Source organism: Bilifractor sp. LCP21S3_F8 (assembly GCF_052117805.1).
Classification (GTDB): domain Bacteria; phylum Bacillota; class Clostridia; order Lachnospirales; family Lachnospiraceae; genus Bilifractor.
In genome coordinates, this window is record NZ_JBQKIK010000001.1 from 188,160 (window position 1) to 214,137 (window position 25,978).

25 protein-coding genes are annotated in these 25,978 nt (G+C 47.1%); 21 read left to right on the plus strand and 4 right to left on the minus strand.

The features are described from left to right. The first annotated feature begins 61 nt into the window (after window positions 1-61). The 19 genes from ACTQ3A_RS00960 to ACTQ3A_RS01050 all read left to right on the plus strand — a co-directional run bounded on the left by ACTQ3A_RS00960 (window position 62) and on the right by ACTQ3A_RS01050 (window position 17,616). On the plus strand, window positions 62-5,092 hold the full coding sequence (locus tag ACTQ3A_RS00960) for a phage tail tape measure protein (protein ID WP_441494377.1): 5,031 nt from the start codon (window positions 62-64) through the stop codon (window positions 5,090-5,092). A 12-nt stretch (window positions 5,093-5,104) separates the two neighbouring features. Beyond that, complete coding sequence (locus tag ACTQ3A_RS00965; protein WP_441494378.1) at window positions 5,105-5,809, plus strand: LysM peptidoglycan-binding domain-containing protein; 705 nt, start codon at window positions 5,105-5,107, stop codon at window positions 5,807-5,809. Window positions 5,810-5,821: 12 nt separating this feature from the next. Next, window positions 5,822-7,072: an XkdQ/YqbQ family protein gene (locus ACTQ3A_RS00970; protein ID WP_441494379.1), complete on the plus strand. Its 1,251-nt coding sequence runs from the start codon at window positions 5,822-5,824 to the stop codon at window positions 7,070-7,072. Window positions 7,073-7,087: 15 nt separating this feature from the next. Further along, window positions 7,088-7,456, plus strand: coding sequence for a hypothetical protein (locus ACTQ3A_RS00975; protein ID WP_441494380.1), 369 nt, complete (start codon window positions 7,088-7,090; stop codon window positions 7,454-7,456). A 14-nt stretch (window positions 7,457-7,470) separates the two neighbouring features. Continuing rightward, window positions 7,471-7,905 (plus strand): DUF2634 domain-containing protein, encoded by a 435-nt coding sequence (locus ACTQ3A_RS00980; protein ID WP_441494381.1) that lies wholly within the window; start codon window positions 7,471-7,473, stop codon window positions 7,903-7,905. Between the two features lie 12 nt (window positions 7,906-7,917). Then, window positions 7,918-9,048, plus strand: a complete 1,131-nt coding sequence (locus ACTQ3A_RS00985; protein ID WP_441494382.1) for a baseplate J/gp47 family protein — start codon at window positions 7,918-7,920, stop codon at window positions 9,046-9,048. Window positions 9,049-9,061: 13 nt separating this feature from the next. Then, complete coding sequence (locus ACTQ3A_RS00990) at window positions 9,062-10,090, plus strand: putative phage tail protein (RefSeq protein WP_441494383.1); 1,029 nt, start codon at window positions 9,062-9,064, stop codon at window positions 10,088-10,090. Between the two features lie 17 nt (window positions 10,091-10,107). Beyond that, window positions 10,108-10,425: a hypothetical protein gene (locus ACTQ3A_RS00995; RefSeq protein WP_441494384.1), complete on the plus strand. Its 318-nt coding sequence runs from the start codon at window positions 10,108-10,110 to the stop codon at window positions 10,423-10,425. A gap of 12 nt (window positions 10,426-10,437) precedes the next feature. Next, entirely contained in the window at window positions 10,438-10,941 is a 504-nt protein-coding gene (locus ACTQ3A_RS01000; RefSeq protein WP_441494385.1) for a hypothetical protein, read from the plus strand. Then, a complete protein-coding gene (locus ACTQ3A_RS01005; protein WP_441494386.1) occupies window positions 10,941-11,120 on the plus strand; it encodes a hypothetical protein in 180 nt (59 codons plus the stop codon). The genes ACTQ3A_RS01000 and ACTQ3A_RS01005 overlap by 1 nt, the downstream gene beginning before the upstream one ends. Then, window positions 11,111-11,482: a hypothetical protein gene (locus ACTQ3A_RS01010; RefSeq protein WP_441494387.1), complete on the plus strand. Its 372-nt coding sequence runs from the start codon at window positions 11,111-11,113 to the stop codon at window positions 11,480-11,482. The genes ACTQ3A_RS01005 and ACTQ3A_RS01010 overlap by 10 nt, the downstream gene beginning before the upstream one ends. Window positions 11,483-11,484: 2 nt before the next feature. Further along, entirely contained in the window at window positions 11,485-12,543 is a 1,059-nt protein-coding gene (locus tag ACTQ3A_RS01015) for an SUMF1/EgtB/PvdO family nonheme iron enzyme (protein WP_441494388.1), read from the plus strand. A 147-nt stretch (window positions 12,544-12,690) separates the two neighbouring features. Then, on the plus strand, window positions 12,691-13,032 hold the full coding sequence (gene avd, locus ACTQ3A_RS01020) for a diversity-generating retroelement protein Avd (protein ID WP_441494389.1): 342 nt from the start codon (window positions 12,691-12,693) through the stop codon (window positions 13,030-13,032). A 299-nt stretch (window positions 13,033-13,331) separates the two neighbouring features. After that, window positions 13,332-14,462 carry a reverse transcriptase domain-containing protein gene (locus ACTQ3A_RS01025; protein ID WP_441494390.1) on the plus strand — a complete coding sequence of 377 codons (1,131 nt, stop codon included), beginning with the start codon at window positions 13,332-13,334 and terminating at the stop codon, window positions 14,460-14,462. Then, window positions 14,428-14,646, plus strand: coding sequence for a hypothetical protein (locus ACTQ3A_RS01030; RefSeq protein WP_441494391.1), 219 nt, complete (start codon window positions 14,428-14,430; stop codon window positions 14,644-14,646). The genes ACTQ3A_RS01025 and ACTQ3A_RS01030 overlap by 35 nt, the downstream gene beginning before the upstream one ends. An 87-nt stretch (window positions 14,647-14,733) precedes the next feature. Beyond that, a complete protein-coding gene (locus ACTQ3A_RS01035) occupies window positions 14,734-15,066 on the plus strand; it encodes a hypothetical protein (RefSeq protein ID WP_441494392.1) in 333 nt (110 codons plus the stop codon). Window positions 15,067-15,080: 14 nt separating this feature from the next. Beyond that, window positions 15,081-15,428, plus strand: coding sequence for a phage holin (locus ACTQ3A_RS01040; protein ID WP_441494393.1), 348 nt, complete (start codon window positions 15,081-15,083; stop codon window positions 15,426-15,428). Window positions 15,429-15,537: 109 nt separating this feature from the next. Next, window positions 15,538-17,055, plus strand: coding sequence for a glucosaminidase domain-containing protein (locus ACTQ3A_RS01045; RefSeq protein WP_441494394.1), 1,518 nt, complete (start codon window positions 15,538-15,540; stop codon window positions 17,053-17,055). 297 nt (window positions 17,056-17,352) lie between these two features. Then, the gene (locus ACTQ3A_RS01050; RefSeq protein ID WP_441494395.1) at window positions 17,353-17,616 is read left to right on the plus strand and encodes a helix-turn-helix domain-containing protein; all 264 of its coding nucleotides are present in this window, start codon (window positions 17,353-17,355) and stop codon (window positions 17,614-17,616) included. 70 nt (window positions 17,617-17,686) lie between these two features. Here the strand turns inward: ACTQ3A_RS01050 and ACTQ3A_RS01055 are convergent, their stop codons facing one another. Both ACTQ3A_RS01055 and ACTQ3A_RS01060 read right to left on the minus strand, forming a co-directional pair. After that, window positions 17,687-18,631 carry an amidoligase family protein gene (locus ACTQ3A_RS01055; protein ID WP_441494396.1) on the minus strand — a complete coding sequence of 315 codons (945 nt, stop codon included), beginning with the start codon at window positions 18,629-18,631 and terminating at the stop codon, window positions 17,687-17,689. A 13-nt stretch (window positions 18,632-18,644) separates the two neighbouring features. Next, entirely contained in the window at window positions 18,645-19,112 is a 468-nt protein-coding gene (locus ACTQ3A_RS01060; protein ID WP_441494397.1) for a DUF7698 family protein, read from the minus strand. A gap of 158 nt (window positions 19,113-19,270) precedes the next feature. On the opposite strand from ACTQ3A_RS01060, the gene ACTQ3A_RS01065 reads away from it, so the two are divergent. Further along, window positions 19,271-19,486: a helix-turn-helix domain-containing protein gene (locus ACTQ3A_RS01065; protein ID WP_441494398.1), complete on the plus strand. Its 216-nt coding sequence runs from the start codon at window positions 19,271-19,273 to the stop codon at window positions 19,484-19,486. A gap of 143 nt (window positions 19,487-19,629) precedes the next feature. On the opposite strand, the gene guaA is transcribed toward ACTQ3A_RS01065, so the two are convergent. Together guaA and ACTQ3A_RS01075 are read right to left on the minus strand one after the other, a co-directional pair. Beyond that, complete coding sequence (guaA, locus tag ACTQ3A_RS01070; protein ID WP_441100976.1) at window positions 19,630-21,186, minus strand: glutamine-hydrolyzing GMP synthase; 1,557 nt, start codon at window positions 21,184-21,186, stop codon at window positions 19,630-19,632. A 572-nt stretch (window positions 21,187-21,758) separates the two neighbouring features. After that, window positions 21,759-22,622 carry a helix-turn-helix domain-containing protein gene (locus ACTQ3A_RS01075; protein ID WP_441100975.1) on the minus strand — a complete coding sequence of 288 codons (864 nt, stop codon included), beginning with the start codon at window positions 22,620-22,622 and terminating at the stop codon, window positions 21,759-21,761. A 195-nt stretch (window positions 22,623-22,817) separates the two neighbouring features. Between ACTQ3A_RS01075 and ACTQ3A_RS01080 the strand changes: the two genes are divergently transcribed. Next, complete coding sequence (locus ACTQ3A_RS01080; RefSeq protein WP_441494399.1) at window positions 22,818-25,856, plus strand: glycoside hydrolase family 2 TIM barrel-domain containing protein; 3,039 nt, start codon at window positions 22,818-22,820, stop codon at window positions 25,854-25,856. Window positions 25,857-25,978 lie beyond the last annotated feature (122 nt).

The following is a 25,978-nucleotide window of genomic DNA, read 5'->3' on the forward strand; positions in this document are numbered from 1 at the left end:
GCATTCCTGCTCGCTTCTATGTCGGTCCGTCTTGAAGATGATAAGAAAGGAGGTGCGGACAATGGCCAGTAAAACGATTCAGATTGAAATTCCGATTACCGTCGAAGATAATGCCTCGGGAGCGTTGGATTCTATTCAGAGCAAGCTGAGCGGACTAGGAACAAGCGCTTCAAAGGAATCTGCGAAAGTCAATAAGTCCTCATCTCAGATGCGAAAGGGCTTTCAAGACATTGGCACTTCTGCAGAAAGAGGATTCGCTTCAGCAGAGAGGTCGGCAAAAGGATTTGAAAAAACCCTCTCACAGGCCGATAAAGAAACACAAAATTTCAACAAAGAGAAGATTGAAAAAGTAATTGCCGTAAAGGACAAGGCAACGTCCGTGATTTCTAAAATCGCATCGATGGGAAAGAGCCTTGCCGGAAAGGCGTGGAATATCACTGTCTCTGCCGCAGATAAGATTACCAGCCCAATAAAAAGTGCGCTAAAGGCAATTACAAGCCCGCTGGCAGCTGCTGGAGTGACCATCGGCGGCACAGCCATGCTCTCAGATGTAATCAGCACCTACACGGGATTTGAGGCTGAAATGAGCAAGGTGAAGGCAATTTCAGGCGCTACAGAAGCGCAATTTGAAGCCCTCACCGCCAAGGCTAAGGAAATGGGCGCCACTACAAAGTTCACTGCGGAGGAATCCGGACAGGCCTTCGAGTATATGGCCATGGCAGGATGGAAGCCTCAGCAGATGATGGACGGCATCCAGGGTATCATGAACCTTGCAGCCGCTTCCGGTGAGGATCTGGCCACTACATCAGATATCGTCACGGACGCACTGACAGCCTTCAACCTGTCAGCTGAGGATTCTACTCACTTCGCTGACGTTATGGCACAGGCATCTGCCAGCGCAAACACGAATGTCGGTCTTATGGGACAGACCTTCCAATATGTAGCACCAATCGCGGGAGCCATGGGATACAGCATTGAAGATACAGCTCAGGCTATCGGACTTATGGCAAACTCCGGAATCAAAGGAGAGAAAGCCGGCACAGCATTAAGAAGTATGCTCACAAGGCTTGCTGACCCGCCAAAGGATGCGGCAACGGCTATGGAGGCTCTGGGAATCAGTATTACGAACCAGGACGGATCCATGAGGTCGCTATCTGACGTCATGGGACAGCTGAGAAAAGGCTTCTCCGGTCTCACAGCAGACCAGAAGGCCAAGTATGCGTCCGATCTGGCAGGACAGGAGGCAATGTCTGGACTGCTGGCTATCGTTAATGCTTCTCAGGACAGCTATGACCAGCTTGCCGATTCGATATCAAATGCAGATGGAGCATCCCAGAAGATGACAGACACCATGCTCGACAATGTGCAAGGCAAGTGGACCATCTTTAAGAGCGCCCTGGATGGAGTAAAGATTGCTCTTGGTGAAAGGCTGAAACCGTATCTGATGGATGGGATACAGTGGCTCACAGACCATATGCCTGATTTACAGGAAGGGTTGATGGAGGCCATGGATAAGCTTGACCGGTTTGTGGGTGACGCGAAGAGAAAATTCAAAACACTCACGAATTCCTCAGAGTGGAAGAACGCAGACATTTTCGGGAAACTAAAGCTGTCATTCGATACTCTGATTGGTGATCCATTTGAGAAATGGTGGAGCACAAAGGGCAAGCTCGGCATCATGAACAAGGCACAGGAGATCGGTAAAGGCCTCGGGACGGGGATCTCTACTGGAATTCTGACTCTCCTTGGAATAGATGTATCGAGCACGATAGACGATGGGGCAAGTGTTGGAGCATCGTTCGCAAAAGGATTCGCAGAAGGATTCAAGGGTTCTGATATACAAAGCGCCATCACTTCCAACCTGAAGGGACTTCTTACCAATGCCTCAGGGATTTTCTCGTCCAGCCCGGAGCTGTCCTCCTTCCTATCGGCCGCGTTGCTTGCAAGGATCGGAGTACCGCTTATCAAGGGAATCGGGCAGCTGATTAGCGGAGGAAAGACCTTATTCGGAGCGGGCAAGAGTGCGCTCGGATCCTTCTCACTTGGAAGCCTTACCGATGCTACGGGGACATTTGTTGGACCGGTAGCCATGCAGGGCTCAGGCATCCTTGGTACTCTTGGAAAGATCGGAGCAGGAGCAGGAGCTACCACTACAGCGGGTTCGATTGCCCTTGGAGCAGGAGCTGTAGGTGGAGGAATTGCTGCCGGAGTAGCTGGTGTGGATACAGTACGACAGGGTATTACATCCTACAAGGCGTACAAAGAGGGCAACACAGAGAAGGGCAAGGCCTATAGAAATGGAGCGCTGGCTACCGGAGGCGGAATTGCTGCCGGAGCGGCAACCGGAGCTATTATAGGCTCAGTGGTTCCTGGCCTTGGCACTGCTATCGGCGCACTTGTAGGTGCCGGTGTTGGTGGTATCGCTGGAATGATCGGTGGCCACAAGATCGAAAAGGACTACGAAGAAGAAGCGAAGAAGATCCAGAACTATTCTGACAAAGCAAAGTATGCATTGAAAGGTACAAGATTCGAGAGTGAAGAGCTTCAGAAGCAGTTCAAAGATACAGAAGTAGCTGCGGATCAGTTTGGCGCTGCTCTACAGAATGCAGCAAGTGAGAAGACGAGGGAAGCTTTCGGGGACATTAAGCTGACATCTCAGGATATCTCGGACATAACGAAAGGCCTGCTTTTCGGGAAGGACACATCAGGCTTGGATAACTATATGCAGGCTGCTAGTGATGCATCCAGCTCTCTACAAGACCTTCAGTCCGCTCAGGCCGATGTACAGAAGCAGAACTGGAAGCTGAAAAACGGCTTCCTCGACACCGAAGATGGAATGCAGAGCTACATTGATACCGCAAAGACTCTGCAGAAATCATCAAAACAGTTCTTACAGGATAGCCAGTATGAAGCGAATGCAGCATTTTCACTGATTATGCCGACTCCTAATTATGCTCTTAAGAATCCTGGCATTGATTGGAAGGGAGCATCTAATTCACTCTATGAGAGCCTCAACAATCAGTACCAGGCGATTAGCGACCAGATGGATGCAATTATGTCTGATGGCGTAATCTCTCCGGATACGAAGGTTAAGGTCAGAATCAACGGCTTTGACTGGGAGATGAACGAACAGGATGCTATGCAGGAACTTCAGAACCAGATGAAAGAGCTCACGAGCAAGTTTACAGATGCACAGTTCGAAGCGAAGCTATCTATGCTGAATGTGAAGTTCTCTGGAGCTGCCTTGGATGTAGACTCCTACAACGAGCTGCTTCAGTCCTTGCAGTCGAGCGCTCAGAGCGCGTCAGATCAGTACGATCAGGCGTTCACGGTAACACTGACCAACCTTAACCTCCAGTTGTCTGAGGGAGCCATCACACAGGATCAGTACAATGAAGCAGTACAGGAGGCAACATCAGGTTATACAGCACAGATACAAGGGTTGCAGGTCAAGATTGAGAGCTTTGCTTTCCAGTCTATAGCCGATGCATGGGGTACTTCCCTTGATGGGATCCTTCCGGATCTGGCAGGAACAACCGCAGAGAAATTGCAGTCTGTATTTGACCAGGCATTGTCGAGCGGAACGAATCTTGGAACGATGTCTACCACAGAGATTTCCAATATGTTCGGGCTTACAGGGCTTAGTGGAGAAGCACAGACAGCAATTTCGAATGAGATCCAGCAGATTTATAGCAGCCTTCCGGACCAGGTGAAGAATCTGGATACTTCCGGGGTAGCATCTGCAATCAATGATTCCCTGTCCGATGCACTTACTCAGGGAACATCTGGTGCCGGATCGAAAGGAGGAACGGCAACAGCAGGAGTATCGAGTGCTCTTCAGAACATGCTGAATGACGCTGTAAACGGTGTAGATATGACCGAAGCAAGCTCCACGCTGAATTCCAAGCTTGGAGAATCACTCTCCGGAGCAGGAGGAAGCGGAGGCGGGTCTGATGCAGCATCACAGGCTATCAGCGCATTGACACCGGGTATTGAGTCCTCAGTGAATAGCGCAATTCAGAGTGCAGACCTTAGCTCAGCCGGATCCGAATTGCAGACCAAGTTGAATGAGGCCATGAACGCAGGAACTGCTTCATCTGGAGAAGGAGGGAGCGAGGCAGCTTCCGGCCTTACCTCCGGAATTGAGTCTTCTGTGAACAGTGCCGTAGAAAGTGCAGACTTCAGCCAGGCAGGAGCCACGCTTAACTCCAAGATTGGAGAATCGCTTAGCTCCGGTTCGGCATCCGGAGGAGACACAAGCGGAGCTGCCAGCGGTCTTACAAGCGCCCTGGAAACGTCCGTAAACTCGGCAGTAGAGGCAGTTGATCTGACAAGCGCAGGCACAAGCCTTCAGACGAAGCTCAATGCTTCTGTGCTGGCCCTTACTTGGGACTTCTCAGGTATCTCCGGGCCTATCGGCTCGGCAATTGGTACAGCTGTAGGAGCTGCCACAGGATGGGAGAGCGGAGTATCCACGCTCCATAGCAACGTAGGAAGCGCTATAACCTCCCAGTTCGCAAGCGGCTACGATGTAACAACATCCGTAAGGGTGACGATTGCATGGAGCATTACCAATCCTTCAGCAAGCATCAGCACCAAGGCTTCGGGAAAGTCAGTAAGCGCAAGCATCGCAGGCTTTGCGAACGGCGGATTGATCAGTGGCCCTCAGCTCTCCATGGTGGGGGAAGATGGGCCGGAAGCGATCATCCCTCTCGGAGAAAAGCGAAGAAACAGAGGCTTGTCACTCTGGAAGAAAGCCGGAGAAGAACTTGGCGTTCCTATGAATGCAGATGGAGGCCTCTATGGCGGGTCTTCTTACTCGAATGTACCCGTCAGTGTTCCGGAGAATGATTATCCAACTGCCGTTGAGTCGTCAGAAGGAAAACCGGACTCACAAGGAGCTAGCCCCAGCGGTAATGCTCCTCAGGTAGTAGTAAGCAACCCGCAGTTCAACTTTACTGTCAACGGCAACGATGGGGACGCAAGCCATGTTATGGCAGTCATCCGTAAGCACATGAACGAGATCGCAGACGAGCTAGGCGGATCCATCGCGGACCGGCTGAGCGAAGTCTTCTCGAATATGCCGGCATAAGGGAGGCGGAAAATGGAGATTTGGCTTTACAAGAACGACAACGGCAGAAGATCATCCGGATTCTGCTTTCCGACTCTACCGGAAAAAATCAGAGTGTCTGATGAAACATCGTACCAGGAATTTTCAATCATCTCTAAGGGATCTGTAAAGATCCCGAAGGGGATGAACCCAACTAGCGTCAGTTGGGATGGGACGTTTTTCGGACCATCAAAGGCTAACGAAACATGGCTGGTGAAACGCGGGCAGTATAAGACGCCTACGGAATGCGAGACTATTCTGAGAAAGTGGCAGGCATCCGGGCAGATATTGCAGCTGATAGCGACCGACTGCAACATCAACATGGATGTTACGATATCGAAGTTTGACTGTGATAACACAGGAGGCCTTGGAAACAAGGATTACTCGATTGAGTTCGCTCAGTACCGGGAGTTGAAGATCTACACAACTGACGAGTTAAAGATCGTGAAATATACGAAGCCGAGGCCAGCACCAGCCCCTGCTCCGTCAGCCCCGGCAAATAAGGGCAACTATACCGTGAAAAGCGGCGATTGTCTGTGGAACATTGCCCGTAAGTATTACGGAAACGGTACGCAGTGGACAAAGATCAGGGATGCCAATATGGGCACGATCCAAAGCTGGTGTAATCGCTATAACCACGGTAATACCATTGGAGGAACACTGATCTATCCAGGCGAGGTGCTCACCATACCAAACTAAGGAGGCGAAAGGATGGCGATTGATCTTAACAGCATGTCCTATCGCCTTGTGGTTATGGACGAAAAGGGCAGTCAGTTCAATATTAAGGATTATGTACAGGATCTGGGTTGGGAAGAGTCCGACAGGGAAATCTCAACCCGGATCTCTTTTAAGGTTCGGAATGATGAGACATCAAAAGGTATTTTATCATCCGTCATTAAGTCCGGATGCCTGTGCGGAATCTTTGCTACATCAAGTACTAAGAGTGACGAGGTAGCCAGGGGATATGTCGTCGACTGGAATCCGAAGTTGACGAATGCTGCCAATGATCTAACGATCAAGTGCTATGACAGGCTCTATCCCCTACAGGAATCACAGGATAACCTGTATTTCCCAGAAGGAACAGGTACAGGGACCATCATCAAGAAAGTATTCGATGATTGGGAGATCCCGCTTGGAAGCTACCAGGGACCGAATGTATCCCACTCAAAGATCACGTATAAGTCACAGACTTTGGCAGACATCATTACCGATGTATTGGATGATGCCTACGATAAGGGTGGAGAAAAGTGCTTTATCCAGGCAAGAAAAGGGAAAGCCTATGTCTTACCATACGGAACGAATAATGACCAGTACCACATTGATGTGGACTCGGCGATATCAATAAATCACTCCAAGTCAACTGACGGTATGATCACCCGTGTGAAGATTATCGGACAGGCAGACGATGATGGCCAGTCCTCTACTGTGGCTACGCTGAACGGAAAAACTCAGTATGGTATTCGTCAGGCCATTGTAGTGCAGGCAAAGGACGATACAGAAGGCAAAGCACAGAAGGACGCACAGACGAAACTCTCAGACAAGGGAGACCTGATTGAGAGCATCGAAGTACAGGCACCGGATATTCCATTCGTCCACAAAGGAGATGTAATTCATGTGAGTGGAGCGACCCTGAGCGGATATTACGTAATAATTGGATGCAGCCATGATGTTGATCGGAGGACGATGACATTATCGCTACATCTTCCATACAGGCCAGCTTCCCCAGTTTCGTCACCCTCCCCGGCGAAGAAATCCTATAACGTGGGAGACATCGTGAATTTCCACGGCGGAACCCACTACGTTAGCTCTTACCCTGGGGCCAGAGGTTACAGCGTATCAGCCGGGCAGGCGAAGATAACTATAAAAAATGGATCGGGGAAAGCCCATCCATGGCATCTGATTACGACGAACTGGGCGAAAACTCATGTCTACGGATGGGTAGACGATGGAACATTTGACTAATGAAAGGAGGATAAAGTGGCTTTTGATGATCACAGGGGAACCAACCGCCTGGCCAAGACTCTGACCGATCGAATCAATCAACAGATTCCATCAGACCTGAAGCTGGACTTTGGAACCATCAACGGAGACTGGAGCCTAACCACGAATACCTTTCCGGTCAAGATTCCGAAAGGCCAATGGACGGTGAATAAGTTCTGGTCTGGCCTATCGGTGGGAACCAGCTCAAATGGAGCCCATGGAGGACACAACGGAACTGAGACCAGGGGTGGGCACAGCCATACGGTGCCAATGCCGAGACTGCATACAGGTGATCGTGTTTTGGTAGCCTGGGTAGGATGTGAAGCGTGTGTGATCTGCTCGATCACATCATCAAGTAGTTTGTGAGGGAGGTAGATGGAATGGCTGAAGCCCTGTTTCCGGTCACGGAGTCCCCCTCTTTTTCAACAGAATCCCAAGCGTACGATACGGAGTACCATAGAACGCTCAAATGGGATTATGAGAAGATGGACTTCGCCCTGGATGGCAAAGGAGATATTGAAGAGTGCGACGGAACGGAAGGATTCAAAGCGTGGTGCGCTAAGATGGCATATACCGAAAGGTACCAATGCCTGGCTTATCCCAGCGATATTGGAGTGGAGATGGAAAAGGCACTGTCCAGGCAAGGAGAAAAGGTGGTTGAGTCCGAGATTGCAAGGACGATCACCGAGGCTATCGAGGTCAATCCCAGAACGGAATCCGTCACGGATTTTCAGTTCGATTGGAATGGAGACTGTGTTGGCGTTTCCTTCCTGGTTGCCGGAATAGATGGCAGCAAATTTACAGTAACAGTCTAAAGGGGGCAAAACATGGCAGTAGAATTTGAAGCTCCGGATTTTGTACAGAACAACAGTCCGGAGGAAATACATGAACGAATGATGAATATGCTCCCGGCAGACATTGACAATATGCCGGGAGGATTTCCTTATGATCTGACCATGCCGGCGGCGGTTGAGAAGTCCATGCTGGTAGAGTTCCAGATTACAAGAGCTCTGCAGCTGATGTTTCCGGAGTGGGCTATAGGAGAATTCCTTGATCTGCACGCTAAATGCGCAGGACTTGTACGGAAGGAGGCTGGAAAGGCCTCAGGATATGTGACTATTACAGGAACATCCGGAACGATTATTCCGAAGAGCACAGTGGTGTGCACGGAGGCAACAGCAGACACCCCATCAGTTAATTTTTCTACTGATGAGCAGGCTATTATTCCTGATACAGGTTCGATAAACGTGCCCGTTACTGCGATGGCAGCCGGGACGGCCTCTAACGTGGCCGCAGGGACAATTTTATTTATGCTGAGTGGGATTAAAGGGGTGGAAACATTGACCAACCCGAAACCCGTCTCAGGAGGCACAGACAGGGAGTCTGATGATGCTCTAAGGGAGAGGATCGACTCGGCAAATGCTCAAGCAGGTGAGTCCTTCGTAGCTAATGATACTGACTATGTAAGGTGGGCCAGGGAGGTAATCGGAGTAGGCGACTGCATAGTAATTCCGACTTGGAACGGACCTGGAACCGTGAAGCTGGTCATCATCGACGAGAACGGAGAACCTGCGAATGACTCCATAGTTAAGGCTGTGTACGATCATATTGTCTCACCGGATGATCGCAGCCGCAGGCTTCTACCAACAGGAAGTGCTCAGCTTACCGTGGTGGCAGCCACGAACGTGAACGTGTCCTATACGTGCACGGAGCTGAAGTATGACGAGACCACGAATATTGACCAGATAGTTAGCGCTTTCAAGATCATGGCCAAGGGAGAATATGCCGAGGCCAAGTCCACAGGCAGGAACGTCCTGTACTACAACCAGATGCGCGGCCATATAACGGAGATCCCCGGGGTCATTGATTTCGGAGATTTCAAAATGAATGGAAAGACGGAAAATGTCTCTCTTAGCCAGGAAGAATACGCTATTACAAAATCGGTAGATTTTAGCTGAAAGGAGGGCGGACATGGACTTAGATCATTTTCCAACCTCGGAATCAGCGAAGCTGATGATGTCGTATATAACGCAGAGCTGGTATGACAGGTCATACGTGGCAAAATGGCTCTTCCAAGTGATGGGTGTTGAGTATGACGATTCCACGAAGCTGTGCGAAGAACTGATTGATCAGGCATTCCCGGAAACAGCCACATGGGGAATGAAATATCAGGAAATAAAATACGGTCTGCCCGTTCAAGAAAATCTCCCGCTTGAGGAAAGACGAAGACGAGTCATCAATCATCGTGATGACCGAGCTCCAATAACTCCGTGGAAGATGGAGCAGATACTACAAAACGCCCTGAGCTGCACAGCAAAGGTAATTGATATCAATGAGGATCCGAGCATCGAACATCCAAATCTGTTCCGGGTGGAAATTACAGATACCGGGTCTGGAATCGACATAAAAAAAGCATTCGACAGGCTGCGGCAAATCAAGCAGAGTCACACGACATTCTGCTTATGTGATGTAACCGATGTTACCGTGCGGGTCATCGTCGGATCTTCTGTATTTGGCGCGGAGATACCGCTGACAGGTACTCTTCCCGATACTGCTACAGGGCTGGTGCTTACCAGGGAACAGCTACAGCTAATGGTGGCTACAAGAGAACACGCTCCTGTTATCCCAAGGTCTGGAGAAGCTGAGACTGGCGTCCATCCAATTACAAGCACTGGACTGTTGCTTGATGGGTCTGATATCAAGCTCTTGACCGCAATAAAGGACCATAGAGCGGTTGTTCCTGTGTCAGGAGAGAAAGAGACCGGCATACATCCGGAAACAAACACCGCACTTCTGATAGATGGCGAAGGTATCCAGCTCACAATGTCCGTAAAAGACCATAGAGCGGTCATTCCAATGCCGGGAAATAAATATACTGGCGAATATCCAGACACCTCTACGGCGCTCACAGCGTCACCAGGAGGCATGTCGTTCAATGTATCAGATACCTCATTCGCTACGGATCTTCCGGTCTGTGGCGATGAAGATATAGATGTCTAAGAGAAAGGAGGCAGAGTATGGCGCTTTTAACTCAGGCAGCCATGACCGGGTTCCGGGAGTACGTAAAAAGAACCGTCAGCTATGCGAGATACAAGATGAATGGTTATTACGTAAAGACGGAACTCAGCGATGTGACTGTCGATTCCTCTGGTGTGGTCCGGATCAGCTTTATGATCTACCCCAAAACAGGAACAGAGACCGTAACGGAGGTGCAGCTTTACGACACGAGCGGAAACCTGTGGCTCTCACAGGCGAAAAACCTCACGATGAAGTCAGTCGGTGACGGCTTCTACGAGCTGGTTAAATTCCGAATCGTGGAAGTGGATGAAGAATAGAGGTGAAAGAGAATGGAAATACCAGTAATTTGGAAAGACAGAGTAGTTGAGCATCCTCACACCGTAATCCTCACGCCGATCAAGATCGACGGGAAGGACTGTTATGTCATTGAGAAGTACCCTGGTGAGGTAGTTGAACAGGGAACTCCGATGAATGCGAAGAACCTCAATGACATGGACTTCAAGGGGATTGAGGGTATTCTTATCGGCCTGCACAATTCGGATTATATCCGAAAACTTCAGGATAAGGTCAACGGCCTTACCGGTGAGCAGATTCAGGTGACGCTCACGAATACCAAGAATTACCCCTTTAATAACAGCAAAAAGACGGTGCCGCTTGGATATCTCCGGAACACGAAGGACTACTCAGTAATTGTCGAAGTCCTCTCAAAAGATGGAACCGGTGGCGTTGGGGACATTACAGTCAGCGATAAGCAGCTTAACGGATTCAAGGTTGAATATTCCGGTGGGGCCTCATCTGTGACTGTGAACTGCATCGTACAGGGAGGTGTCTGATGGCATATATCATTATCAAGTCCGATGAGAGACGGGCCGACGAAGAAAAGGTTTGCAGGTCTTTCGGCGTTAGTGGCAGCAACTCAGAAGGAAGAGAAGCCTGCGAGGTCATTGCTGCCAGGTCAAGAGAAGCCCTTGAACAGGGCAGAAGAGAAGGAGGAATAAAATCATGGTCGTAAAGAAAGTCCCTGAGAATGCTGAGAATGTTCTGGACTACTCCGTCCGGAATAACACGATCACGCTGAATGACGAGATTTCCCTTAATCTCCAGAAGAAGGAGAGGGATGACGATGTGCATATCGATGTCTGCTTTGACTATCTGGGCGGTCTCGTATGCACCGTAGGAGCGGATACGAATACCTATGCTGCACAGATCGATATCCCCGCAAGAAAATACGAGGAAGTCGAGGAAGAGAATCCGAATTACGATGCGAACCAGGATGAGAGCAGCATGAACCAGAAGACGATCACAAAGAAGGTTGCGGTGCCGTTCAGCATGGACAATGTGACCCTTACCCTGTGGGAAGTTGAGGAGGTGTAATAATGGCAAATTTCGATGACGTGAAGCTAGCTGTTGAGGCTCTGACGGGCGGAAAAAACACTGTCATCATGGATGACATGGGGATGCCGTCCATCATGGTTGTATGGCCTAAGCAGAACAATAAGGATCTGATCGTTGGCGGTTCAGACCGAACGCATTACGGATCCATTGTAAATGACGTCGAGAAGACGATGTATATTTCCAAGTACGTCAATATCATTGTAAATGATCGTGCTTACTCTCTTCCGTTCCAGGATCCGGCAAACAGTATGGATTTCGACAGAGCTGTTTCTGTATGCCGAAACAAGGGCAAGGGATGGGGGTTGATGCCCTATTCCCTGTGGTCTGAGGTCGCACTCTGGAGCAGAAAGAACGGCACAATGCCGAGGGGCAATAACAACTTTGGCCAGGATTATGCATATCCTCTTGAGAAAGGCGTACCGATTCCTGGAGTTCTTGACCAGGGAAGGGTTGCAAGAACGGCCACAGGCACCGGTCCTGCAACGTGGAATCACAACTGGCTTCCAGATGGAATCTCCGACATGAACGGAAATGTATCCGAATGGGTAGCTGGTTATCGCAGCAATAATGGCGAGCTGCAGATCATCCCGAACGCGAACTGCATGGATCCCGAGGTTTCCCTCGGAGCTAATTCTGCGGCTTGGAAGGCAATTTTGGCCGACGGATCTCTGGTTGATCCTGGTACTGCCGGCACACTGAAATATGATGTAGTAAGCAGCCAGATCCAGCTTTGCACGGATATCAAGACTCTGGATATCACTAAAGACGTTGGAAACTGGCTGCCATATACATCTATGACACTTGCATCTGGAGTTACCGCCCCGGAGATTGCAAAGGCTCTGATGATTTATCCGGATGAGCCGGGCGGAGACTACGGCGGTGATTATCACGGAATTAACGTCAACGGCGAACGAGTGGCCTCCATTAACGGCTACTGGGGCTATACCTCCGGGGGTGGGGTCTTCTATGCGGGCCTCGACAACCGCCGTTCCGTCACGTACGGGGGCCTGGGCTTCCGCTCCGCTTATTGTGACCTGTAACCTGTTGCAGTGTATCCTGTAAGGCTCCGCGATAGCGGAGCCTATAATTTTTAAGGGTTCCAATAACGGAATCCGATATTCCGTAACGAAAACGCACAAAAATATCAAAAGGCGATAAAATGAAACGCATGCGGTATGGAGGACCATATGAACGAAACCTTTTCAGACATGCTCGAGCGAAAATTGTATGACATGATGGACTATGCCTACGATGCTCTCGCTCAGTATCCAAAGAGTGAGAAATTCGCGATGGCGGCAGACATCAAGCACAGCATGGATACGCTGGTTCACCTTTGCGAGGAAGGCCTCAAGAAATATTACAAAAAGACCACGCTTCAGCAGCTCGATGTAGAGATTGCTACGCTCCGGTTTTACATAAGACTTTCCCACAAAAGAGGATGGGTGTCAGACAGGAAGTATGACAGATGGTCCGGCATGGTGGATGAAATCGGAAAGATCACAGGATCATGGATAAAGAATCAATCGTAGGAATAAAAGCAGGGACAGCGATATAAACGAGTGGCCTACATTAACGGCAACTGGGGCAATACCTCCAGGGATGGGGTCTTCTATGCGAACCTCAACAACCGCCGTTCCGACACGAACAGGAACCTGGGCTTCCGCTCCGCTCTACCTTCAATGTCAGATGCTGCACACTCAAGGGTGTGCTCCCAGTACGGGAGGTGTAAAGGATCGCTGCTCCTTTCCACAAGGAAGAAAATCAAAATGACATGGAATGCCGGTAGTAGCCTCAGGCGAACCCTGCAATGCCTCTGAAAGGAGATAGTGTGTCAATTAAAAATGTATTCCCGGAGATTGCCTCTTTTGAAGGACTCCTGCAAGCCAATCACGACATTCAGCTGGGCCGAAGATACGGTGTAGAAGAATTGCATTATTGGCACGATTTGGAAGGTTATACCCACCGTATATCCGATATGCTTTATGCGGGTGAATATCCGCCGGATACATACCGCACTTTTTATGTTTATGAGCCAAAATTACGGAAAATCGTCAGTAGTGATTACATCACCAAGCTGATACAGAGATCAGCCTATAATGCTCTCAATCCAAGACTTTGCAAGACCTTTATCGAGGACACTTACGCCTGCATCCCAGGGCGTGGAAATCTCAAGGCTGCACTTAGATTACAGGACTGGATCAATTATTGCGCTGACTCCGGCCGGAGGTGGTACTATTACAAGACAGATGTCAGAAAGTTTTTCTACCAGATTGACCATGAGAAACTCATGGAACTCCTCGAAAAGAAAATCTCCGACAGAAGAACTCTCGCTCTGCTGAGACATTATGTCTGCAATGCGTCCATGCCTTTCGGCCTGCCTCTTGGTGTTGATAATCCAATGACGGTACCGGACGAAGAAATGCTGTGGGATGTCGGCATCACAATCGGCGGCGGCCTCTCCCATATGGAGGGCAACGTCTATCTCGATCCGATAGACCAGCTGGCAAAGCGGAAGCTTAAGATACCTTTTTATACTCGAGGTATGGATGACATCATTTTCCTTGGAGATGATAAGAGCCAGATGCACGAGCAGTTTGATGAGATCGAGGAATTCGCAAATGACGAACTGAAACTCGAATTTAACGAGAAAACAGCCCTGCGGCCGATCGGTATCGGTGTTGAGTACCTCGGCTACATCATCCGGCCGCATCACATGACGATCCGGAAGAGCACGAGCCTCCGGATGAAGCGGAGGCTCAAGAAAACGATGGAGGATTACAACGATTACTCCATCGACTTTGCCAAAGCGGACGCAACGGTACAGTCCTACTCGGCCATGATGAAATGGTGTGACTGCACCGATCTACAGAAAAGCATTTTTGATAATTTTGTGCTTACCCATAATTCAGAACCAGGAGGTATCGATGCCGAAAGACAGGAATCTGCTGGAACTTATTGATGCCTATGCAAATATCATCGAACAGCAAAATCACCTGATCCAAGAGCTGATCGATCTGACTAAGCACCAGGCAGAAGAGGTTCAGCAATATAAAGAACTCGCGGGATGTGAGGATTTTTCACAGAATAGCGACCTAGACAATATCATATCTGAGGCATCGATGCTTCGAGATGAGGAACCCTGAAAAGGGTTCCTTTTTTATGCAAAGAAAGGAGATTTCCTTTGGAACCAATTATAGAGCGGACACTAATTCACTAGAAGGAGAGCACGAATGAATCCGGCAGAAGTAAGCGACACAATAACAACGATCATGACCACGGCAATCCTTTTATCAAACTTCGTCCTCATGCTGCTGATGTGGATCGATAAGGCCAAGCAGCCTAACCGGACGCAGGACGAAAGGATCGCTCAGCTTGAAGGGCAGATTGAGAATTTCCAGACCTATTTTTCCAATGATGACAAGCGAATTAAAGCCATAGAAACAGGTAATAAGATTACCCAACAGGCCTTACTCGCTTTGATGAGCCATGCAATAAATGGAAATGACGTGGACAAGCTCAAAGCTGCCAAAAGTGCGCTAGAGGATTACCTGATCGAACGATAAGAAGGAGGCTTAGAATGAACCCTATTTTGTATGAAATTATTACTACATTACTGACGGCATGCGGAATTGCAATCGCAGGCTTTGTGATCCCGTACCTTAGAAAGGCTGCACAGGCCGCAGAAGCAAAGCTCAGGAACTCTGATCATGAACTGGCAGCCGAAATCATCCATGAAGCCGTGTATGCGGTGGAGCAGACGATACAGGGATTCCATCGAGGGGATGAAAAATATGATGCTGCCTCGAAAGAGATCCATGACAGGCTTGCCGAGAAAGGTATTTCACTTACAGATTCAGAGATTGATACCATGATTGAAGCTGTTGTTGGCCAGATGAATAAGGATAAAAAGCCTACTGAACAGTGAGAGGGGGTGATCCTCTATCTCGGCGGTCCTCTCCGTAAAGCAGGACATGCAGGTAAATGCCGGAGACGGAATCACCCGCTCCGGTTGTTTGTTTCCGGGAGGAAAGACGATGACGGAAAAAGAGTTTGTAGATTATATCGGTCCGCTTGCAAGGGAAGACATGAAAAAGACTGGTGTTCTTGCCTCGGTGACAGCTGCACAGGCAATCCTAGAGTCGGCATTTGGTACATCTGAGCTGGCCCGTAATGCACACAACCTGTTCGGCATGAAAGCCAGCTTATCGGGCAATAACTGGGCATCAGATTGGGATGGCCAGAAATATGCCAAGAAGACAAAAGAATGGGATGGATCAAAGTATATAGCCATCACAGCCGATTTCAGAAAATATGTTTCAGATGCACAGAGCATAAAAGATCATTCGGATTATCTAAGAGGAGCGAAAAAAGGCGCTTCACTTAGATATGCAGGCCTTATAGGAGAGACAAACAGCAGAAAAGCCGCACAGATCATCAGGGACGGAGGATATGCAACCAGTCCAACATATGTAGACAACCTCTGCAGGGTAATCGAAAAATGGGGACTTGAGCAGTTCAATGCAAAGGAGACAGAAGCTATGAACATTATCAAGAAAACAGCAACGCACGGTATGTATACCGGCCACAGGGACATCAAATATCTGGTCATCCACTACACAGCAGGAGTGACCAGTAAGGCAGGCAGCGCAAGAGCTACAGCCTCATGGTTTGCCAATCCGCAGTCCGGTGGTACAGCGGATTTCATTGTGGATGATGCGGAAATTGTACAGTACAATCCGGATCCTCAGAATTACGCCTGCTGGGCAGTGGGAGGAGGAAAGTACAACAACAGGGGTGGCCGGCTCTATGGCCAGGCAACCAACAAGAATTGCATCAGCATTGAGATCTGCAGCTGCAATAAGACTGGCAGAGTTACCAACGCAAATGACGGCAACTGGTACTTCACCGACGCTGCTGTTACTAATGCAGTAGAGCTTGCTAAGTACCTGATGGCACAGTATGGAATCAGCGCAGATAGGGTAATCCGCCATTACGATGTTAATGGAAAACCTTGCCCCGGCATTCATGGGTGGAATGAGGATACCGGAGATGTATCAGCCTGGAACGCATTTAAGGCTCGTCTCGGCGGCGCTGCTCCCTCCGTAACGCCTTCTCAGCCTTCCGCTCCTGCCTCGCAGCCTTCCTCTGGGGAGTTTAAGTACAAGGTTAATATTCCAGACCTTCGTATTCGGAAAACCCCCAATGGTGATCCTACAGGATCCTATACAGGCAAAGGGATTTTCACGATCACGGAAACATCCGGAGAATGGGGCAAGCTGAAGAGTGGTGCCGGCTGGATCTACCTTGGAGGTGGATATGGTGAAAGGGTAGGAGGCGGCTCTACCCCAGCTGCGCCAGCTCAGCCCTCCACGTTCCAGTGGGAGGTCACTGTACCTGACCTTCGGATCCGTCAGACACCTGGCGGGACCTTTACCGGTAAGTATACCGGAAAGGGCAGATTTACCATTGTGGAGCAGTCTAATGGCTGGGGCAAGCTGAAATCCGGCGCAGGATGGATCAGTCTCGACACTAGATACGGCCACAGGGTCTAACTGGCATTTTCGGTCAGGCGTCGCACATCGTCTATTCCTCCTCTGACGATAAGGCCTAAAAGCTTCGGCATCTGGCCGTTGATAACTCCCCTCCGTGGGTTGGACATTAAGTCCGGCTTGCGGAGGGGTTATTTTTTCTATAAATTTCACTTCACTGCTTTCGATTCCTAAATTTCATTTCCAAACAGCCTCAAGATGTACGCAATAGCGTTACAATATATCGTCATTCGATATTAAGTAACAAATCGCCCATAGATATCCTTAATGCTGTTAAAGTTTAACAGGAGGAGCAACAGCATGATTAGGATTTTGCTTTCCAGGAAGTTGGGCGAAAAGAGGTGGACGCAGAGAGATCTATCCCGGGCTACGGGAATCCGTCCGAACACCATCAGCGAGTTGTACCACGAGCTGACGGACCGAGTTAGTCTTGAGCAGTTAGACCTGATATGCGAGGCATTAGACTGCGATCTCGACGAGCTGTTGGAAAGAGTACCGAACGACGAGATAAAAGCCCGAGATCGCTATACCGGAAAACCATTAACCCAACATCCAAAAAAGTAAGTGCTGCAACACTTGCTTACAAGAAGAGGAACCTCGAAATTGGAAGGCTCCTCTTTTTGTGTTTATTTCGTCAAGCCGTTCTTCCAATCCGAGTTGTCATACCTGCATGGTCTTTTAAGTTCTTCATCATCCAAAGCCGGCATGTCTTGAATTCTTCACCATATAGCCCGAGCCTTTTAGTAAGAATGTTTCTCATGATCGTAACTTTCTGAGAAGGAGAATAATTCTGCAATTTGCGGAATACGATATGCTCATCTGAAGTAATAGCCCATCCGGATACTGCCAGGCAAAACTGGATATAGGCTTTTATTTTTCCTGCATGGAGAGTGGAGTTGAAAAGACGGAACTCAACGGTTCCCTTGGAGAAGAATGCGTGGAGATTGCATCCATGGTATCTGGTGGAATTATAATGTTCTGCGGACACTCCGCCACAGTAGCCGTCATTGGCTTCGCTGTACCAGATCTGCTTTATTGAGTTGGTAGTGAGATACTTCTCGGCCTTCAGTTCCTTTAGAAGCTCTCCATCCAGCTTCCTGCACCATCTGGAAGACCTGTCACTTGATATCCCGATGGCTTCATAAATCAGATCCTGACGGGATGTCATGAAGTTGATTAGGCGTCTTATTGATTCTGGCGTGTGATTCGCGCCGTCAACATGAACATGAATCCCACATGAGCCATTGGTCTTACCTCCTGCACTTCGAATATCCCGCACGATTTTCTGCAGAGATTCGATGTCATCATATTCCAGTGGAGGGGTAACCAGCTCAACTCGGTACTCGTCCATATCCTCATTACCTGCATTCCGCTTCGGAAGGATAGAAGAATCTCTCATGACTTTCCATGTTCTTCCCTTCGTATCACTTATTTTTCTCGTATGATAACAGGATGAATCTGGCCATCCGGGAACCGTCCCATAATGTCCGGCAACAATGTAAGCTGCCGTCTTCCTCGAAATACCTGTAAGTTCAATCTCTACTCCGAACTTCTGATTCTTTAACATGGAATTTGTCATGATTGTATCCTCCTTATGCGATAGTAAATTCGATTCCATTCTTTCTTTCGGGTTCATCTGAACCGAACCTGTAATCTTTTTCCCGGGTGATTATCCTTAGGCCTCCCATCTGGCATCCGCTGGCCACCAATCCATAGATGCCTTCCATAAGGCCCGTGCTCTGGTCTGTAACTATGAAGCGCTTGATTCCTGCGGCCTTGAGCGTCTCAACAAAGTCCTTTATATCTTTTGCCCAAGGGAGATCATCAACCTCAAAGCTATCAGATCCGCGTTCTTCGGAATTCCGGTAAGACTGAAAGGCCTTCATCGCTCCGTCTGAGAAGGGAAACGGATTTGATTCTGTGAAAGCTTTCATTACAGCCGTCCCTTCATCATATTTATCCTGGTCAAAGAGAGCTCTGCGCTGCTTTTCGGCTTCATCTTTCTTTTCCTGGTATTTGCATCCTTCCTGATACATCATGCTGAAATATGTATTATTCATCTTGTTTCCTCCTTTATTGTTCCCGAACTTCTGGTCTGTTTCTGTATTCATATTACAATATGTACAGGTGGTGTCAATATAAAATAGAAATATTTTCTAAAAATGTAGAAATATACACGGCGATATAGTATACTATGTTATGAAAGAAGAAATATGCCATGAAGGAGGAGCCTATGATCTCTTATAAGCCACTTTGGAAGACACTGATAGATCGAGATATGACAAAAGAGCAGCTGAGATTAAAGATAGGAGTGAGCGCCCAGACAATGACAAATATGTCCAAAGGGATGCCGGTCAATCTAAAATACATCGACCGGATATGCCAGGAACTAGACGTCGGAGTGAATGAGGTGCTGGAATATGTCCGTGAGTAAAAGCCCCGTTCGTGCGACAGGATTTTTATGGTGAAGATGAAGGAAAATGAAGAAATTCCAACTATGTGTCGCAAAACTGTCGCACGAAGAAAAGAAGAACTCCGGAAAGCCAGTAAAATCAAGGATTTCCGGAGTTTGTTCTATTATTCAAATTCGATGGTCCCCGGCGGCTTTGAGGTGATGTCATAGAATACTCTGTTGACGTGATTCACTTCGTTTACAATCCGGTTCGTTACTTTTTTCAATACCTCATACGGAATTTCCACGGCGTCGGCGGTCATGAAATCTACAGTGCTGACTGCGCGAAGGGCAATAGCATAGTCGTAGGTCCGCTCATCCCCCATGACACCGACCGATCTCATATTGGTCAGAGCGGCGAAGTACTGACTGGCGACCTTATTCATTCCGGCCTTGTCCATTTCTTCGCGGTAGATTGCGTCAGCCTCCTGAACAATCTGTACCTTCTCAGGCGTTACTTCTCCGATGATACGAATACCTAATCCCGGTCCGGGGAAGGGCTGTCTCATAACGAGTTCCTCCGGGATTCCGAGATGGAGGCCGACCTTCCGGACCTCATCCTTGAAGAGGTCGCGGAGCGGTTCAACGATCTCCTTGAAATCGACATACTCCGGAAGACCTCCGACATTGTGATGAGATTTGATCGTCGCAGATTCACCGCCCAGACCGGATTCCACAACATCCGGGTAGATTGTTCCCTGGACAAGGTAATCGACCTTTCCGATCTTTTTTGCTTCCGCCTCGAAGACACGGATGAAATCTTCTCCGATGATCTTACGCTTTCTCTCCGGCTCTGTCACGCCCTTGAGATCAGCAAAGAAGCGATCTCCGGCATTCACGCGTACAAAGTTCAGATCATAGGGGCCGTCAGGGCCGAAGACCTTCGATACCAGATCTCCCTCATCCTTCCGAAGCAGTCCGTGGTCCACGAACACGCAGGTCAGATTCCTTCCGATTGCCTTCGACAGCAGAACAGCAGCCACAGAGGAATCGACTCCGCCGGACAGGCCGCACAGAACCTTTCCGTCTCCAATCTTCTCGCGAAGCTCCCGGATCGTCTTCTCTGCGAAGTCATCCATTTTCCAGGTGCCTTTGCAGCCGCATACGTTCCATACGAAATTGCGAAGCATCTCTTTTCCGAACTGGCTGTGGAGCACCTCCGGATGATACTGAAAAGCATAGAGCTTTTTCGAGGTGTTCTGAACAGCAGCATACGGACAGTTCGCGGTATGTGCGATCACTTCAAAGCCGTCGGCGATTCTTGTGATATAGTCGTTGTGACTCATCCAGACAATGCTCTTCTCCGGAACCCCTGCAAATACAGGGGAATCCGGCCGGTCGATGATAAGTCCGGTTTTCCCGTATTCCCGCTCGGGCGCCTTCTGCACGTCGCCGCCCAGAACATACATCATGAGCTGTGCTCCGTAACAGAGTCCGAGAATCGGAATTCCCATCTCAAACAGTTCCTTCGATGCCGTAGCCGCACCCTTCTCATATACGCTGTTCGGACCGCCGGTTAGAATGATACCCTTCGGGTTCATTGCCTTGATCTGGTCCAGAGGCGTCCGGTAGGAATAAATCTCACAGTACACATTGCTCTCACGCACCCGCCGCGCGACAAGCTGATTGTACTGACCGCCAAAATCAATGACGATTACTTTCTCCTGATCTGCCTGTGCCATCTAAAATTCTCCTTATACCAAAATACATATGTCATCAATATTAGAATAATAATATCAAATGCCTGTATTTGACAATTATACCCCCTATACAATCTTCTGTCATTATAGAATTTCCATCAGCTCTTTTAGCATAGAATTTCCATCAGCTCCTCTTTTTCTGTATGGAGTGGCTCTGATGTCCCATCGGCTCCGGCGTTGTACGATTTATGTTTTTTTTATTTGAGGAGGCTCGGATTCAGGCATATCTCATCGGTCGGGATGAGAGTGAGTCCGAGCTTTTTTAATGTCTCCTCGCCGTATTGGAAAGCGAACACTTCGTAGGGACTTTTATCACCGAAAGTTTTTCGCTTATACGAATTGATATGGCTCATCATAAGAGATATCTTTTCCTGAGAATACGGTGTTATATCGGTGTGTTTTGGGATGATTCGGCAGATCATCTCATGACGGACTTCGCGCCGAGCCTTGATTCAGATAATACGGTAGTGTACTCATCCTGCGCCGATTCAGCATTATATGTACGCTTTTCAAGGTACGGATTGTTTACCGCTTACTTTATGACATTATAGATTTCATAACCTATTTCTTATTTTTCGGTATTCTCTTGGCGAATATCCTTTCAGCTTGTGAAAAAGCCGGCTGAAATAAAGCTGGTTATCATATCCGACAATCTTAGAAATCTCATTGATGGAATAAGTTGTTGTTTCAAGTAACATCTGAGCATTGTTGATGCGGATTCCCACAATGAATTGCATTGGTGTAGAACCGGTATATTTTTTGAAATTTCGGATAAACCAGCTGACACTCATGCCTCGTGAGGCAGCATAATCATCAATATTGATATTTTGATTGTAGTTTTCACGGAAAAAGATAACAGCATTATCCATCTCATGATCAAGGTATTCATTTTTTAATATGTGCTCTCTTGTCAGTTCCCGGTGGAAACTAATCAGAAGATGACGTAGCAAAAGGACAAGCATTTCCTCATAATTATCCTGACAGCGTTGGAGCTCGATAATAATACGCTTGAAAATTTGTTCATATTCATTAGATGTACCAACTTGAAAGACATGTTCTTTATCTGGAAACCCATATTGACGTAAGATATTTTTTACATTGCTTCCTGTGAAGTGAATCCAGTATACTTCTGTCTTATCTTCTCCGTAATATTCATATTTTTGGAGTTCTTTCGGTCTGTACAGTACAATGTTGCCGGCCGGAACAATCGTTTCATTATTTACATTATCAAAATGAAAATGCCCACAACCAGCAGTGATATATATAATCTGATAATCCAGACGACCCCTTGGACGGTAGGTCGGAAGTTTGGGATATCTGGAAAGACGGTAAGTACCACAGCTACCGACAATCAGCGGACGACTTTTGTCTTTGAAATCCATATGTGAGTGGTTCAAATAACCGGTGTTCATATACATAGGGCAGCACCTCTTTTCATACTTTTATCATTGTATCATTTAGTGCATATTTTGTCTAATCCAATTCATAGATATATTTTGCGAATTAGGATAAGTTATATATAGCATAACTAAGGAACGTAAACAAAAAAAGCATAAGGCTTGCTTTAGGAAAACAAAGAACAAAAAAGTGTATGTATTGGAGGAGAGCTGTTTATGATCGTACCACGTTATTATGAAAATCTAAGCGTACTGCACGAAAACACAATGCCAGCCAGAGCCTATTATATTCCGGCATCCAGAAGAATGGATAACTTGGTGGAACACAGAGAAGAGTCAGATCGTATGCAGTTATTGAATGGAACTTGGAAATTCAAGTATTTTAACAGCATCTATGACATTCAGGATTCTTTCTTTGAGAAGAATTATGATACAGAAAATTTTGATGAGATTCAGGTTCCAAGTGTATGGCAGATGGCTGGATATGATACACACCAGTATACAAACATCCGGTATCCATTTCCGTTTGATCCACCATATGTGCCACAGGACATTCCGTGTGGAGCCTATGTACATACTTTTGAGTACAGTAGAGATGAGAAAGCGCCAAAATCTTTTTTGAACTTTGAAGGAGTAGACAGTTGCTTTTACGTATGGATCAATGGCTCTTACATAGGATACAGCCAGGTTTCGCATATGACCAGTGAGTTTGATGTTACCGATGTACTTCAGGATGGAACGAATACGGTGGCAGTGTTGGTAATGAAGTGGTGTGATGGTTCCTATTTGGAAGATCAGGACAAATTCCGTATGAGTGGTATTTTCCGGGATGTGTACATTTTGAAACGGCCAAAACAGGCAATCAGTGATTATCATATTAAAACAAGAATTGAGGATAGTCTTGCGAAAGTAGAACTTGACATGAAATTCTACTCTCCCTTAAATGTAAAAATTTCGATTGAAGATAGAAACGGAGCAGTTGTAGCACGAGGAAGTATTGCTGAAGAAGGAACAGTTGCATTAGAAATCGCGAGTCCGGAACTTTGGAATACAGAAAATCCATATCTATATAAACTGATTCTTGAAACAGAGAACGAAGTAATTGTAGACCACATTGCATTAAGAAAGATAGAGATTCAAGACCAGGTTATTTATTTAAATGGACAGAAGATTAAATTCCGTGGTGTCAATCGACATGATTCCGATCCGGTTACTGGATTTACAATCAGTCTGGAACAGATTACAACCGATCTTACGTTAATGAAGCAGCATAATTTTAATGCGATCCGTTCCAGCCACTATCCGAACGCACCATTTTTCTATGAACTGTGTGACAAGTATGGATTCATGGTAATAGATGAAGCAGATATTGAAGCTCATGGTCCATTTATGATCTACAGAAAAGAAGACACTGATTACAATCGGTTCAAACGATGGAATGAGAAGATTGCAGATGATCCGGTATGGGAAGAGGCAATCGTTGATCGCGTAAAACTCATGGTGGAACGTGACAAAAACCGTTTCTGTATTGTTATGTGGTCAATGGGAAATGAGAGTGCTTATGGCTGCAACTTTGAAAAAGCACTGGAATGGACAAAAAATTTTGATCCAGACCGAATCACACAATATGAGAGTGCAAGATATCGTAATTATGATAAAACATATGATTACAGCAATCTGGATGTGTACAGCCGGATGTATCCGGCGCTTTCCGAAATTCAGGAATATCTGGATAAAGATGGAAGCAAACCCTTCCTTTTGGTAGAGTACTGTCACAGTATGGGAAACGGACCTGGAGATTTTGAAGATTACTTCCAGATGATTCAGGATAATGATAAAATGTGCGGCGGTTTTGTCTGGGAATGGTGTGACCACGCGATTGCTCATGGAACTGCTGAGAATGGAAAGACTATATATGCTTATGGGGGCGACCATGGCGAAGAAATTCATGATGGCAACTTCTGTATAGATGGATTAGTATATCCGGACAGAACGGTACATACAGGGCTTTTGGAATACAAGAATGTTTATCGCCCGGCAAGGGTTATTTCCTATGACAAAGAAAGCGGAGAACTGGTGCTTCATAACTACATGGATTTTGATGACTTGAAAGATTATGTGAAGATCAGTTATGAACTGACGCAGGACGGGCTTGTAATCAGCAAAGGTAAACTGCCAGAAGTTTCAGCAGCACCACACAGTGAAGGAAAAACAAACCTGAAGATCAATGTGCCAGAGAGTGGAAAATGTTATTTAAAATTTATTTACCATCTGAAAAAGAAATTGCCACTGTTGGATGAAGGCCATATTCTTGGATTCGATGAAATTGAGGTAAGCAAAGACGGTGCAAAATGTAAACTTGCTGAGAAATGGCTACAAAAAACAGCAATGGGCTCTGAATTACAGGTAAATGAAAATGATACACAGATTCATATCAAGGGGCGTGAATTTGCTTATACCATAGACAAACGTACTGCACTCTTTACAGAGATGAAATTCGCAGGGCGGGAATACTTGAACCATCCGATGGAATTAAATATTTGGAGAGCTCCAACAGATAACGATATGTACATCAAGTCTGAATGGAAGAAAGCTCACTATGATAAAGCTTATACAAGAGCCTACACGACAGAGGTTGTGCAGGGAAAACATGGTGTGAAAATTACAAGTCGTGCATCCGTTGTGGCAGAGACAGTCCAGAAGATTCTTGATGTGACGATAACATGGAAAATAGAAGCTGCTGGAAAGATTGATGCAGATATTGCAGTAACAAAAGACGATGAATTTCCGGATCTGCCAAGATTTGGTGTGAGGATGTTCCTGGATAAAAATCTTTCATCTGTTAGATACTTTGGAATGGGACCACAGGAAAGCTATTGTGACAAACATCAGGCTGCGAGCCACGGCTTGTACCAGGCAAATGTAGACGATTTGCATGAGGATTATATTCGCCCACAGGAAAATGGAAGCCATTATGATTGTGAATATGTAGAGCTTAATAACAGCCGATATGGAATTGTGGTATCCGCGGAAAATGCCTTTTCATTCAATGCTTCTTATTATACACAGGAAGAACTTGAGAAGAAAGCACATAATTATGAACTGACAGAATCAGATAGCGTAGTATTTTGCGTTGACTACGCATTAAATGGCATTGGTTCTAATAGTTGTGGTCCAGTTGTATTGGATCAGTACCGATTTGATGATGCATTATTCCGGTTCCAGTATACGCTGATACCGTATGTAAAGGGATAATAAAGTTTCATGTAACCCGTAAACAAAGAAGGATAGTCTGATTGAGATGTAAAGTCCGGATATACAGAGCAATCAGACAAAAACAGAGAAAAATTAGAATTAGGCATCATGCGGCTAGACAT

Excerpts from the sequence above, each read along its gene's own strand:
- ACTQ3A_RS00960 (WP_441494377.1), top strand. The coding sequence starts at position 62 with ATGGCCAGTAAAACGATTCAGATTGAAATTCCGATTACCGTCGAAGAT.
- ACTQ3A_RS00965 (WP_441494378.1), top strand. The coding sequence starts at position 5,105 with ATGGAGATTTGGCTTTACAAGAACGACAACGGCAGAAGATCATCCGGA.
- ACTQ3A_RS00970 (WP_441494379.1), top strand. The coding sequence starts at position 5,822 with ATGGCGATTGATCTTAACAGCATGTCCTATCGCCTTGTGGTTATGGAC.
- ACTQ3A_RS00980 (WP_441494381.1), top strand. The coding sequence starts at position 7,471 with ATGGCTGAAGCCCTGTTTCCGGTCACGGAGTCCCCCTCTTTTTCAACA.
- ACTQ3A_RS00985 (WP_441494382.1), top strand. The coding sequence starts at position 7,918 with ATGGCAGTAGAATTTGAAGCTCCGGATTTTGTACAGAACAACAGTCCG.
- ACTQ3A_RS00990 (WP_441494383.1), top strand. The coding sequence starts at position 9,062 with ATGGACTTAGATCATTTTCCAACCTCGGAATCAGCGAAGCTGATGATG.
- ACTQ3A_RS00995 (WP_441494384.1), top strand. The coding sequence starts at position 10,108 with ATGGCGCTTTTAACTCAGGCAGCCATGACCGGGTTCCGGGAGTACGTA.
- ACTQ3A_RS01000 (WP_441494385.1), top strand. The coding sequence starts at position 10,438 with ATGGAAATACCAGTAATTTGGAAAGACAGAGTAGTTGAGCATCCTCAC.
- ACTQ3A_RS01005 (WP_441494386.1), top strand. The coding sequence starts at position 10,941 with ATGGCATATATCATTATCAAGTCCGATGAGAGACGGGCCGACGAAGAA.
- ACTQ3A_RS01010 (WP_441494387.1), top strand. The coding sequence starts at position 11,111 with ATGGTCGTAAAGAAAGTCCCTGAGAATGCTGAGAATGTTCTGGACTAC.
- ACTQ3A_RS01015 (WP_441494388.1), top strand. The coding sequence starts at position 11,485 with ATGGCAAATTTCGATGACGTGAAGCTAGCTGTTGAGGCTCTGACGGGC.
- avd (WP_441494389.1), top strand. The coding sequence starts at position 12,691 with ATGAACGAAACCTTTTCAGACATGCTCGAGCGAAAATTGTATGACATG.
- ACTQ3A_RS01030 (WP_441494391.1), top strand. The coding sequence starts at position 14,428 with ATGCCGAAAGACAGGAATCTGCTGGAACTTATTGATGCCTATGCAAAT.
- ACTQ3A_RS01035 (WP_441494392.1), top strand. The coding sequence starts at position 14,734 with ATGAATCCGGCAGAAGTAAGCGACACAATAACAACGATCATGACCACG.
- ACTQ3A_RS01040 (WP_441494393.1), top strand. The coding sequence starts at position 15,081 with ATGAACCCTATTTTGTATGAAATTATTACTACATTACTGACGGCATGC.
- ACTQ3A_RS01045 (WP_441494394.1), top strand. The coding sequence starts at position 15,538 with ATGACGGAAAAAGAGTTTGTAGATTATATCGGTCCGCTTGCAAGGGAA.
- ACTQ3A_RS01050 (WP_441494395.1), top strand. The coding sequence starts at position 17,353 with ATGATTAGGATTTTGCTTTCCAGGAAGTTGGGCGAAAAGAGGTGGACG.
- ACTQ3A_RS01055 (WP_441494396.1), bottom strand. The coding sequence starts at position 18,631 with ATGACAAATTCCATGTTAAAGAATCAGAAGTTCGGAGTAGAGATTGAA.
- ACTQ3A_RS01060 (WP_441494397.1), bottom strand. The coding sequence starts at position 19,112 with ATGAATAATACATATTTCAGCATGATGTATCAGGAAGGATGCAAATAC.
- ACTQ3A_RS01065 (WP_441494398.1), top strand. The coding sequence starts at position 19,271 with ATGAAGGAGGAGCCTATGATCTCTTATAAGCCACTTTGGAAGACACTG.
- guaA (WP_441100976.1), bottom strand. The coding sequence starts at position 21,186 with ATGGCACAGGCAGATCAGGAGAAAGTAATCGTCATTGATTTTGGCGGT.
- ACTQ3A_RS01075 (WP_441100975.1), bottom strand. The coding sequence starts at position 22,622 with ATGTATATGAACACCGGTTATTTGAACCACTCACATATGGATTTCAAA.
- ACTQ3A_RS01080 (WP_441494399.1), top strand. The coding sequence starts at position 22,818 with ATGATCGTACCACGTTATTATGAAAATCTAAGCGTACTGCACGAAAAC.